Genomic DNA, 12,303 nt, shown 5'->3' on the forward strand with positions numbered 1-12,303 from the left:
ATCTATAATATATATGATACGACTATATAAAATGAAATTTAAATATGAAAAAAGATTAACAGTTAAAGTTTTGCAGTTAGTTATTTTTAATATATCTATAATTGCTGTAATAACTGGATTATGGTCTTTATTTACAATAGTACTTATTCTTATTTTCATCCTACTATTCTTACCAAAAAAGTTTCGCAAATAAAAAAGAAAACTATTCAAGGAGTCTTTAACATATTGTTCGTAGGTCGACTTGGAGCATGCGACGGAAACAGAGCATAATATTGTTAAAGACTCCTGCACAAATTAATTCTATAGTATTCTAATTGGATCAAAGTTTAAGTAATCACAAGAAGTTATTATATATTCAGTTCCTTCAAAATCTCCAGAAAAAGCTGTATTTAAAGATGGTCCATGTAAATGTCCATATATAACTTTTTCTACTCCATATTCTTTAAATAATTCAGTAAAAGCAGATGGCTCTCCCTTATCATTTAATGGTGGATAATGAATCATTACTATAAACTTTTCATATCCAGCTTCTTTTGCTTTATCTAAAGATAGTCTTAATCTTATTAATTCTCTATCAAATATCTTCTTATCTTTTTCAGTAAATCTATCTGTTCCTTCAAGTATCCATCCTCTTGATCCACAAATAGCATAATCTTCATATGTATAGAAGTTATTTTGTATAAACTTCATATCTTCATACATACTATTAAGCTTTGATATTCCGCCCCACCAATAGTCATGATTACCTTTCGATATAATCTTTTTGCCAGGTAATGAATTAATCCAATCTAAATCTGCCTTACTATCGCTTGATCTCATTGACCAAGATATATCTCCTGCAATTAATACCATATCATTTTCTGTAATTTTATTAGTCCAATTTTCCTTTATCTTTTCATCATGCTTAAGCCACTTTTCTCCAAAGATGTCCATAGGCTTATCTGCTGCATTAGCAAGATGAAGATCTGAAATAGCGTATAAAGCCATTAATTTAACTCACCTTTCCTATATTAAATAAAAGCATTAAGAGCATTACCTCTTCATTTTTAATTGAGCTTTAGCTCCTCTGCTCTACTTTAAACTATCTAAATCTGTTATATATGCAATTATATGTGCTACTGCTTCATAAATGTCATCTGGTATATATTCTCCAACATCTACATTGCAAAGCAAATCTGTCAATTCCTTATTATACACTATAGGAACATCATTTTCTTCTGCTTTTTCAATAATTTTATCTGCAATATGGCCCATTCCACTTGCAGTCACTATTGGAGCTACTATATTTTCTTCATATTTTAAGGCTGCTGCTTTTTTACTCCACTTCATTGTATTCCCCTATTTTCTTTACCTTTCCTTTTAGGTTAAACTTATTAAACCATTCTATCTAACGAAATGCCAGAATCAGGATTAAAGAAATCTCTACAAGTAGTTAATGAAACTTCCTCTTCCTTTTTACTTACCCTTACATCTACTGCAAATCCCATATTTTCTATATTTGATATCAACTTATTTTTTGTTATATCTATTATTTTAACAAATTTATCTTCACATTTTAAATCAATATCTATTTTTTTATCTAAAACCTTCATATATCCATCTACTATACCTAAGTTCTTAGTATCTATAGTTATAACCATTTTTATATTTGTACTATCTATTTTCTTACTATCTTTTCTTTTATCCTTAACTATAAGCTTACATGGATATTCATTTGCCCTAATCTTAACTGGAATATCTGCATAATAATATTCTGTGCTTAACTTGTTAAATAGTTTTATTTCATTTATATTATTTTTTATAACTTCAATAAGTTTATCTGATAATATATTTTCACCTTTTAGAGAGTTTAAAATATCTTTTATTATTTCTTTACTAGTTTCTCCAGTATTTTGAATGGATGCTTTAACTATATCTTTGCTTAAAAGCTTTGAATTTAACTCATTAACTTCTGATTTTACATTACCTAAATTCTTTATTGACTCTTCAGCATTTTCACTTCCTATTGTCTTTATATCCTTAGAATCTATATTTGAATTATTTAATTGATTCTTTATAGATTCTTCTTTTTCAGCTATTTCTTGATACTTTAAGTTTATCCCATCTTGCAGCTTACTAAACTCCTCTTCTGTAAGGGTTATTCCTTTTCCCATAAGATTAGATAATACAGTTTCTGCTTCGCCCTTAGTGAATTCTAAAGAATTAGTAATTCCTAAAGCTTCATTATTAGATTTATTAATATAACTATTAAAATCATCTATTAAGTTATTTTCTCCAATAGAATTATATTCAGAAATAACTGACTTAAGGCTATTTATAAACTCCTCTGGATCTAAGTTATTAATTAAATTTGATAATCTATCAAACTCAGCACTTGTAAAGGAAGCTCTTCTGTTTAATAGTACATCCTTTAAGCTTAAGTTTAAATAATCCTCTGTTTGTCCAGAAATTGATCTTAAAATAGATAATAAGCTTACTTTTGAATTTTGAGTTTCTGACTTTTGATATAAAGTATTTAAGGCTTTATTAATAATTGAACCATCAGTAGCATTTTCCTTATTAGTCTTATTTACTAATTCACTCCCTTCAGAGTGTGCTTTTATACTATTATCTAAAGTGATTCCTTTTTCTATAATTTCTGCATTTTTTCCTATTGAATTACTGTCTTTTCCTAATTGTGTACCTTCATAATCTCCTTGCAAGTCTGAAGATGATTGTGATAATAATTCATTAACTTCTTCCATGCTTAGACCCATATTATTCACTAAAGCTTCCTTTAAGGATGAAATATCTCCTTGGATATTGCTTAAAATTTTAAGGATACTCTTATCACCTTTAAAAAGATTATTATAGGCTGTTATATTTTCCTTTGTAATATCTATATTATTTTCAAAGATTAATAATAAATCTTCTTTGCTTAAAGTCTTAAAAGCATTTAAAAACTCTTTAAGTTCATTAATAACCTTATTTCCTTCTGCACTTTCAGGGGATATCCCCTTTGTCTCTAAGTATTTAGAAATAAACTCATCTATTTCACCTTCATTAAGATTAATCTTATCTAAAAACTTCCCTAAAGCTTGAATTTCTTTAATATTTTCCTTAGTTAAAGGTATATTAAACTTAACCATTGACCTTAGTAAATCTATATTCTCCTTACTAAGCCCTTCTTTTGTAATTATACTTTCAAAATCTCCAGGACTTAAATCTTCTACATCAATATTTTTAGCAACTATTTTTAATTTAAGCTTTCCTCCTTCAAAACCATCAACTTCGAATCTATGAAAGCCCTTACTTAAAGAATCAATATCTCCATCTATCTCTGCTTCAAATTCCCAACCATCAACTAACTTTATAACTGCTTCTTTTCCTTCTTTCTTTACTACTTTTCCAGAAAACTTCTCTCCAGTATCAAAAGTCATCTTACTAGTTATTCTTTTATTATTTATATTATAGGCATTACCAACATTAAAAATCCCTGGCATAATTCCACCTCTTATCATCCTACTATATGTTTCAATTAATAATCTACATCTATAATCTTATAACAATATCGATCTAAACATTCTTTAGTAAAATAACAAAATTGAAAGCATATATAGTCTTTAATTATTATATAAGTTGTTAAAATAACTTCATGTCCTAAATATTTTTAATACTAGACATAACATAATAAATATTAGACTCTTTCTGCAACTTATATATTACTTATATTATCGAGTAATTAATAAAAAATCTTAACTTTGAATTTGGAAACATCTTGGAAATATTATTATTATCTTTAGAAAATATTGCCTTATATAATAAAATCAAAGATAAAAATAAAAGGAGGTTATATTATGATAAGAAAAAAACTAATGAACCTTTTAATATCAACCGTTATTTTAGTGCCCCTACTATTTATCTCTTGTAATAATTCCAGTAAAAAAATAACTATATCAGAAGATACCCAAAGTGAAGTTGCCTTGGAAGAAAGTGAAGTCTTAGCTGCAATAACTGATGGTGAAAAACTTATAGACGAAGAAAAATTTGAGGAAGCAAAAGAAGAATTCATTAAAGCAATTACTTTAGATAAGACTAATAAAGAAATGTACCTAAGAATAAAAGATAAATACTTGTCTGTAGATAAAACAGATGAAGCATATTATTTTATTAAGACTGCTGTTACAAATAATGTGGATGTTGAGAATATGAAATCTGTATTAAAAGATATATCTAATAAATTTGAAAAAATAAATATTCAAACTTCAATATATCAAAATGGCAATTACTCATTGCCTCAGCAAGTTACCACTATGATTTCAGGTGATCAAGTTAATATTCCAGTATCTTGGGAAAACCAAGTAGTAGATACAGCAAATGTAGGAACTTCCACTTTCCAAGGATATAACGAGGAGTATGGTAGGAATGTAACCGTAGAACTTACTGTTTTAGAGAATGTTTATGAAAGGCAATATGGTTTCTTAAAAAATATTAAAACAGAGAATGGAAAGACTTATATTTATGTTGATTTAATAGAGCTTTATATAGGTGACGAGGCTTTACCTGAAGCTATAAAAGATAATAAAGCTGGATATGATGAAGAAAAAAAGAGATATTTCTTACCTGATCCAATTTATATTAGAAATAATTATGATACTATTTCAACTTATTTAGTTGATAATAATACCTCTTATTATTTATGCGCTCATAATTTTTTCCCAGAAAAATCAGAGCTAAAAGCTGGAGATGAAGTACCCGCTTCTTTAGATGAATTTTCTGCAATGAATACTAAGTATCTCAATGATACTAACTATGGACTAATGGTATGGTTTGATATAAAGAATGGTACGGTAACAAAAATTTCTCAGCAATATAGACCTTAATAGAAAGGAGAATTAATATGTTTAAGAAAGTAAAAAAATACGGAATAATTTTTATCATTTTTTCTTTATCAATATTTTTATACTCTTGTACAGATAGTACAAAAAAAGTTACACTTTCTGAAAATACAGGAGAAGATATATTAGTAGAAGAAGATGAAATAGCTGAATACCTAAATACTGCAAAAAAACTTCTTTCTGATAATCAATTTACTGAAGCTAATGATTTATATAATAAAGCACTTTCCTTAGATAATACAAATAAGGACTTATATATAAAAATTAAAGATGACCTTCTTAATTTAAATAGATATGAAGATGCTTATACTGTAATAAGAAAAGCCATTGATAATAATGTTGACGTTGAAAATATGAAATCTGTATTAAAAGATATATCTGACAAATTCGAAATTATTAAGTTATCAAGTTCAATTTATCAAAATAGCAATTACTCATTACCTCAGCAAGTTACCACTATGATTTCAGGTGAAGAAGTTAATATTCCAGTATCTTGGGAAAACCCAGCTGTAGATACATCAAATATAGGAACTTTCAATTTTCAAGGATATAACGAGAAGTATGGAAGGAGTATAGTGTTGGACCTTACTGTTATAGAGAATGTTTATGATAAGCAAATAGGTTCAATAAATAAGACTTACACTTCTAATGGAAAAACTTATATAGATGTTGATTTAGTTGAATTTTATACAGGTGAGGAAGCTTTAGCTGAAGCAAAAAAAGATAATGCTGCTGCTTATGATGAAACAACAGGAGAGTATTTCCTTCCATTCGGAAATTATATAAGAAACAATTATAGTACTATAACAACTTATGAAGTTTCAAAAGATTCCATTTACCAACTATATTTTCTTGATTTATTCGCTTTAGGTTACGATAGTGAATCACAAATACCTGAACTTAATACAGTTTCTTATGAAACTTTTAAAAGTTATATTGATATGATATACAAAATGCAAGTAGATTATGGTCATGTTGTAGATGGAGAAATTGAAAGCAGTAAAACTACTTTATGCTGGATAGAACTTAAAAATAATAAAGTACAATCTATCTATAGAAAATATGCATTTTAATAAACTATTCCCAGAATTGTACTCAACAAAAATTAAAGGAGAATTAATATGTTTAGGAAAGTTAAAAAATACGGAATAATTTTTATCATTTTATCTTTATCAATATTTTTATACTCTTGTACAGATAGCACAAAAAAAGTTACACTTTCTGAAAATACTGGAGAAGATATATTAGTGGAAGAAGATGAAGTAGCTGAATATATAAATACTGCAAAGAAACTTCTTTCTGATAATCAATTTACTGAGGCTAATGATTTATATAATAAAGCACTTTCCTTAGATAATAAAAATAAGGACTTATATATAGAAATTAAAGATAACCTTCTTAATTCAAATAGATATGAAGATGCGTACACTGTAGTTAATAAAGCTATTGATAATAATGTAGATGTAGATAATATGAATAAAATAGCTAAGGATATAGCTTCAAATTTTCAAACTATCCAAGTTAACTATTCAGCTTATGAAGGATCAAACTTTATCTTACCTACTACTATTACTACTACATTAGATAATAAGGAAGTTACTCTAAATGTGGCTTGGGATAATTCATCTGTAAATACAAAAAAGGTTGGTGAATATTCTTATAAAGGTTTTAGTCAAGAGCATTTCAGAAATATTGAAGCTAAAGTTAATATTTTAAATAGAAAAGAAACTGTTATTGGTTCAATCAAAAATATATATACTGCTAATGGAAAAACTTATATTGATGTAGATTTAGTTGAGTTTTACTTTGGAAGTAAGATAGCATTACCTGAAGCTATGAAAGATAATAATGCCGTGTACGATGAAGAAAGAGGAGAATATTTTCTACCTGATGGTTATTATATAAGAAACAACTATACAACTATAACTACCTACGAGGTTTCAGATAATTGTAGTTATAAATTATTAGAGCATGATTTAGAAGAAAGATTAGGTTATGAAATTGATAATAAAGGAACATCCGATATTAATTTTGATTGTTCAGCTAAAAATTTTAAGGAAGTTATAAAATTATATAATGAATTTGAAAAAGAAGAATTTGATGATAAGGGTAGACCAATTACTAATAGATCAAAATTATGCTGGATTGAACTAGATGCTGGAATAGCTCAATCTATATATAGACAATACACACCTTAGGTGCTGTCGCACAGTGAATAATGAAAAAATGAAAGAATGAAAAATTAATGATAAAACTTCTAGAGAAGTTTTTAATAAAAATGTATTTTCAGTAATTCCTAAGGAATTACCTAAATAAATTAGTTCCCCCAAATACCTATAGTAGTTTTTTCATTCTATATTTTTAAGGGTCTGTCTTTATGGCAGCCCCAATTATTTTTACTATATCAAACACCTTTTTCTGGAAACTATTTATTAATTTGTAAAATTTTATTATAATTTACTTATAACAATTCTATAAAGGAGGTTAATATGAATAATGAAATACTCATTGTTGAAGATGATAAATCTATAAATGATATATTATTTCACACTTTAAAATCTGAAGGCTATGCACCTTATAGTGCCTTTTCTTTAAAAGATGCTAGAGATTATATAAATGTTAATTTGCCTGACTTAATTTTATTAGATTTAAACTTACCTGATGGAGATGGGTTTCAGTTATGCAAAGAAATAAACTCAAATAATTCTGTTCCGATTATAATACTTACTGCTAAAAGTGATATTGTGGACAAGATCCTAGGTCTTGAGCTTGGTGCAGATGACTATATTACTAAACCCTTTCATATTAAAGAAGTAATAAGCAGAATTAGAGCTATTTTTCGAAGAATAGAAAAAACTACTAATGGTTCAAATTCAAATTTTACCAATATAAATGAAAACATAAAAATTAACTTTAAAAATAGAACAGTATTAAAAAATAATGATCTTATTCAACTTAAGCCAAAAGAATATGAGCTTTTAGAATTCTTTGTTCAAAATAGAAATAAAGTCTTTTCTAGAGATCAGCTTATTGATAATGTTTGGGAGTTTTCTTATGATGGTGATTTAAGAACAGTAGATATTCATATAAGAAGGCTTAGAAGTAAATTAGATACTAAGGGCACCCCTTCTATAATTGAAACAGTATTTTCCGTTGGATATATTATGAGGTAGATTATGAAAATTAAATATAAATTCACCTTAATTATTACAAGTATTCTTATTATTTTAGGACTCTCCCTGAATATTTCTGTAAGAAAAATACTTAAGGATAATATGGAAAGCTCAATAACGTCCTCAATGAAAGAAGTTATGAAAAGTACTAGAGAATCTATAAAATATACCCTATCCCAGAGAAACTACCTATATAAAGATAAGGCTTTAAAAGAAGAAGCAAATTATTTATTAGATTATATATCACAAAACTTTGATAGTACACTACAAATTTGTGATATTAGTGGTAATGTACTAGCTTCAAATCTATCTTTTAAGCCAATAGAAATAAGTCAAAACCTTAGTGAAGTTAAGGAAGGTAAAACTATAGTCAATATTAAATATCAAAATAATGAACTAATTGGTGTATTATCTTATCCTATTATAATAAATGAAAGTTATATTGGAATTATAAATTTAAATAAGGACTATACACCTCTATATGAGGAATATTATAAAGCAACAAACATTTTAACCTTGATTGAAGTAATAATAATAATCTTTATATTTCTATTATCAACTAGGCTAACTAATAAAATAGCAAAACCTATTACTAATTTAACTATAGCAGCAAAAAGCCTTGGAGAAGGTAATTATGATGTATTATTAAACACTGAAGGTACTGATGAAATATCAATTTTATCTAGAGAGTTTCTTAATATGAAGAATAAAATTAAAGAGCAAATATTAGATATAGAAAATGAAAAAGAAAAGGTGGAAAAATTAGCACTAAGTAGAAAAATTTTTTTTGATACAGTAACCCATGAACTTAAAACTCCACTTACTTCAATTATTGGATACTCAGAAATGCTATTAGAAAATGGAGTAGATGATGAAGAATTCAAAAAAAGAGCTGTAAGTAGAATCTATTCTGAAAGCCAAAGATTAAATACCCTTGTTTTAGAAATAATAAAAATATCTAAAGGACTCTCATCAATAAAAGAAGACTATATAGAATTTAATATAAAGGAACTACTTGAACAAGTAATTTCTGATATGTCTATAAAAGCTGAAAAATATAATTTAAACATAATCTATAATTTAGAAGATAGCATATTAAAGATTAAAGCTAATAAAATTAAAGAAGTTTTTATTAACTTAATAGATAACGCTATTAAATATTCTATTAATACTAATGATAATAATATAGAAATCAGCGGATATACAGAGGACAACTCCTACAAAGTTTCAATTATAAACGAAGCTAATCCAATTCCTGAAGAAATATATAGCCATGTTTTTGAACCATTTATAAAAATGAATTCAGATGAGGACAACTATAGTTCTGGCCTAGGACTATATCTTTGTAGTGAAATAATAAAAGATCATAATGGAAGCATTACTTTATCAAACGGAAATAAAGTAGAAGCAACTGTATCTCTACCAATATAAAATGAAAGAATGAAGTAAGGAGGTTTTACTATGCAAGACCTCCTTTATTTTAAGGATACCCTTGTAAAAATCTATAAGGATTTTTTATAAAAATTCTTTCATTTTTTAATTTTTTATTCCTTAATTAAAAAATTTCTTCGCATTTTTAAATTTAAGTTTTTCTATAACACCACTTAATTTCTTAGTAATCTGAAATTCAATGATATAAATTAAAAAATAAACTCACCTCGCCTGAGTTTATTTCTTCATTATTCATTCTACATTTTTCATTCTTAATTTAAAAAAGGGCTGCATATGCAGCCCTTTTTTACTCTACTACTATTTTATTGTAGTTTTTCTTACCTCTTTTTAGTAAAGCAGTTCCATCTTCAAGGTCTGATTCTTCAAGAGTTCTTGTAACTTCAGTTACTTTTTCACCATTTAAAGAAAGTCCTCCCTGCTGAATTAATCTTCTTCCTTCAGCCTTTGATGGTACTATTTTATTTTCAGCCATTATATCTAAGATTGTTGAGCCAAGCTTTTCTTTAGATATAGTAACTGTTGGAACGTTGCTCATATCTACTCCACCTGAGAATAAAGCTTCAGCTGCAGTCTTAGCCTTAAGTGCTTCCTCTTCTCCATGAACTAACTTAGTTACTTCAAAAGCAAGTCTCTTCTTAGCTTCATTAATTGCTGCACCTTCAACTGCACAAATACTTCTAACTTCATCCATAGGTACGAAAGTTAATAATGCTAAACACTTTTCTACATCTGCATCATCAACATTTCTCCAATATTGGTAGAAATCAAATGGAGATACTTTATTAGGATCAAGCCATAAAGCTCCTCCTACAGTTTTACCCATCTTTTGTCCTTGGCTGTTAGTTAAAAGTGTACAAGTCATAGCCATTGATTGACCTTGAGCTTTTCTTCTAACTAATTCAACACCTGCAATCATGTTTGACCATTGGTCATCTCCACCTAATTGCATCTTACATCCATATTTTTGGTTTAATACATAGAAATCATATCCTTGCATTAACATATAATTAAACTCTAAGAAAGAAAGTCCCTTTTCTAATCTTTGCTTAAAACATTCAGCTGTAAGCATTCTATTTACTGAGAAATGAACTCCTACTTCTCTTAAGAAATCTACATAATTTAAATTTAATAACCAATCAGCGTTATTAACTAATATAGCCTTATCATCAGAAAAGTCTATAAATTTTTCCATTTGCTTTTTAATAGAATCAACATTATGTTGAATTTGTTCCTTAGTTAACATTGATCTCATATCAGTTTTCCCTGATGGATCTCCAACCATAGCTGTTCCACCACCAACAAGAGCTATTGGTCTGTGACCTGCTCTTTGCATATGAGCCATAAACATTAACGCAATAAAATGTCCAACATGTAAACTATCAGCAGTTGGATCAAATCCTATATAAAAAGTTATCTTTTCCTTTTCTAAAAGTTCTCTAGTCTCATCTTCATGAGTAAATTGCTTTATGTATCCACGATCTAATAATTCATCTAAAACATTAGCCATTCCACGTAACCTCCTATTTATTACTTATTATAGTATATCTTTTTATAGCCATAATATCAATGTTGAATTAATAGAAATTCTACCTACTTTTTATTCAACTATAAACTCTAATTCTCCAAATATAATATCTTTATATAATTCCTCTATGGAACCTTCACTATGAGTATATTCATAATGTATGCCCTGCTCGGCATTATTAATTGGCTCAATCGTCCATGTAGGAATTGGGTGAGAAATAAGTAGATTATTTAGTAATATATAAATAAATAATAACTTCTTCATAATTAATCACCGTCCGATGGTTATAGTATTCTACAGAGCATTTAAAAATATTAAAAACTACTTATTCATTGAAATGAAATGTTATATTTTTAGTTTGCAATACAAACATATTTCATAATATGAAATTATTACTAAGCAACTAATAAAAATATTCTTTTAAAATTCAACATTATCCCTTTGGGAAAATATGTTATAATAAATTCGTAATATTTTGAAATTTTCAAGAAATATCTAAATAAAATTTGTAAGGAGAGAAAAATATGGATCAAATAACTACTCCTAAAAAATGGGGCATAGGCAGTATTTCTTTATTGCTTTCTATACTTGGAGCTATGTTTTCATTTACTTTTTGGAATGGAAAAGAGCTCGGAAAACATTTTTTAAATGCAATTGGGGTATCATTCCCTGCTCCAATAATTTCTCTAATTCTATTATTTATAGCACTATTTATAGGATACAGATATAAGAATGATTACCTTGCAAAACCAGGTAAAGCAATATCTATAGTATTTATTTCGATAATAGTTGTTTTAACAATAACAAGTTCATTATTATAAATCACTGCTAGTAAATGAGCTTTGAAAATTGAACAATATAATATTAGATAAATATTGTATTATTCAATCATACTTACATTAAATTGTGATGGAGAAATAGTTAAATGGTTTTCTATGAGAAATAGGAAAAGTGCACATAGTCACTAAATTTCAACTTGTTTACTAAATAGGATGACTATTCTACTCTATTAATAGATAAAATTCAATAACATAATTCAGCAAAATATATTGCACTCTATTTAGGATAGTAACTTATGATGTAATAGATAATGAAAAAAATTATTAATCATAGGAGGTAATATGAAAAAAACTATAGTTTACTCAATTGCTTGGTTATCAACAGGAATAGCAGTTTCAATAGCTGTTTATGTAACAAAAAGTGCAACTCCATTATTTGCAATGTTAATTCCTATATTCATTATGGGATCTACTAAGGAAGAAGATTAAATCATGAT

General features: G+C 27.1%; 12 protein-coding genes. 7 read left to right on the forward strand and 5 right to left on the reverse strand.

Going from position 1 to position 12,303, the window contains the following annotated elements:
• Positions 1-300: 300 nt before the first annotated feature.
• From E6248_RS07460 to E6248_RS07470, 3 genes are all read right to left on the reverse strand, one after another.
• Complete coding sequence (locus E6248_RS07460; RefSeq protein ID WP_316340193.1) at positions 301-987, reverse strand: metallophosphoesterase; 687 nt, start codon at positions 985-987, stop codon at positions 301-303.
• A gap of 84 nt (positions 988-1,071) precedes the next feature.
• On the reverse strand, positions 1,072-1,329 hold the full coding sequence (locus tag E6248_RS07465; RefSeq protein ID WP_316340194.1) for an EscU/YscU/HrcU family type III secretion system export apparatus switch protein: 258 nt from the start codon (positions 1,327-1,329) through the stop codon (positions 1,072-1,074).
• Between the two features lie 44 nt (positions 1,330-1,373).
• Positions 1,374-3,482, reverse strand: coding sequence for a hypothetical protein (locus E6248_RS07470; protein ID WP_316340195.1), 2,109 nt, complete (start codon positions 3,480-3,482; stop codon positions 1,374-1,376).
• Between the two features lie 354 nt (positions 3,483-3,836).
• Here E6248_RS07470 and E6248_RS07475 point away from each other — a divergent pair, with 354 nt between their 5' ends.
• The 5 genes from E6248_RS07475 (at position 3,837) to E6248_RS07495 (ending at position 9,481) form a co-directional block, all read left to right on the forward strand.
• Positions 3,837-4,862 carry an Ig-like domain-containing protein gene (locus E6248_RS07475; RefSeq protein WP_316340196.1) on the forward strand — a complete coding sequence of 342 codons (1,026 nt, stop codon included), beginning with the start codon at positions 3,837-3,839 and terminating at the stop codon, positions 4,860-4,862.
• 17 nt (positions 4,863-4,879) lie between these two features.
• Positions 4,880-5,950, forward strand: a complete 1,071-nt coding sequence (locus tag E6248_RS07480) for an Ig-like domain-containing protein (RefSeq protein WP_316340197.1) — start codon at positions 4,880-4,882, stop codon at positions 5,948-5,950.
• Positions 5,951-5,998: 48 nt separating this feature from the next.
• Positions 5,999-7,075, forward strand: coding sequence for a tetratricopeptide repeat protein (locus E6248_RS07485; protein WP_316340198.1), 1,077 nt, complete (start codon positions 5,999-6,001; stop codon positions 7,073-7,075).
• A gap of 291 nt (positions 7,076-7,366) precedes the next feature.
• Positions 7,367-8,050 carry a response regulator transcription factor gene (locus E6248_RS07490; RefSeq protein ID WP_316340199.1) on the forward strand — a complete coding sequence of 228 codons (684 nt, stop codon included), beginning with the start codon at positions 7,367-7,369 and terminating at the stop codon, positions 8,048-8,050.
• 3 nt (positions 8,051-8,053) lie between these two features.
• Positions 8,054-9,481 carry a HAMP domain-containing sensor histidine kinase gene (locus E6248_RS07495; RefSeq protein WP_316340200.1) on the forward strand — a complete coding sequence of 476 codons (1,428 nt, stop codon included), beginning with the start codon at positions 8,054-8,056 and terminating at the stop codon, positions 9,479-9,481.
• 307 nt (positions 9,482-9,788) lie between these two features.
• Here the strand turns inward: E6248_RS07495 and tyrS are convergent, their stop codons facing one another.
• Positions 9,789-11,009, reverse strand: a complete 1,221-nt coding sequence (gene tyrS / locus E6248_RS07500; protein ID WP_136007523.1) for a tyrosine--tRNA ligase — start codon at positions 11,007-11,009, stop codon at positions 9,789-9,791.
• Between the two features lie 90 nt (positions 11,010-11,099).
• Positions 11,100-11,291 (reverse strand): hypothetical protein, encoded by a 192-nt coding sequence (locus tag E6248_RS07505; RefSeq protein WP_316340201.1) that lies wholly within the window; start codon positions 11,289-11,291, stop codon positions 11,100-11,102.
• Between the two features lie 260 nt (positions 11,292-11,551).
• Between E6248_RS07505 and E6248_RS07510 the strand changes: the two genes are divergently transcribed.
• Both E6248_RS07510 and E6248_RS07515 read left to right on the forward strand, forming a co-directional pair.
• Positions 11,552-11,848 carry a hypothetical protein gene (locus E6248_RS07510; RefSeq protein ID WP_316340202.1) on the forward strand — a complete coding sequence of 99 codons (297 nt, stop codon included), beginning with the start codon at positions 11,552-11,554 and terminating at the stop codon, positions 11,846-11,848.
• A 300-nt stretch (positions 11,849-12,148) separates the two neighbouring features.
• A complete protein-coding gene (locus E6248_RS07515) occupies positions 12,149-12,295 on the forward strand; it encodes a hypothetical protein (RefSeq protein WP_316340203.1) in 147 nt (48 codons plus the stop codon).
• Positions 12,296-12,303: the final 8 nt, after the last annotated feature.

This window comes from Clostridium sp. (assembly GCF_032552055.1).
Classification (GTDB): domain Bacteria; phylum Bacillota; class Clostridia; order Clostridiales; family Clostridiaceae; genus Clostridium.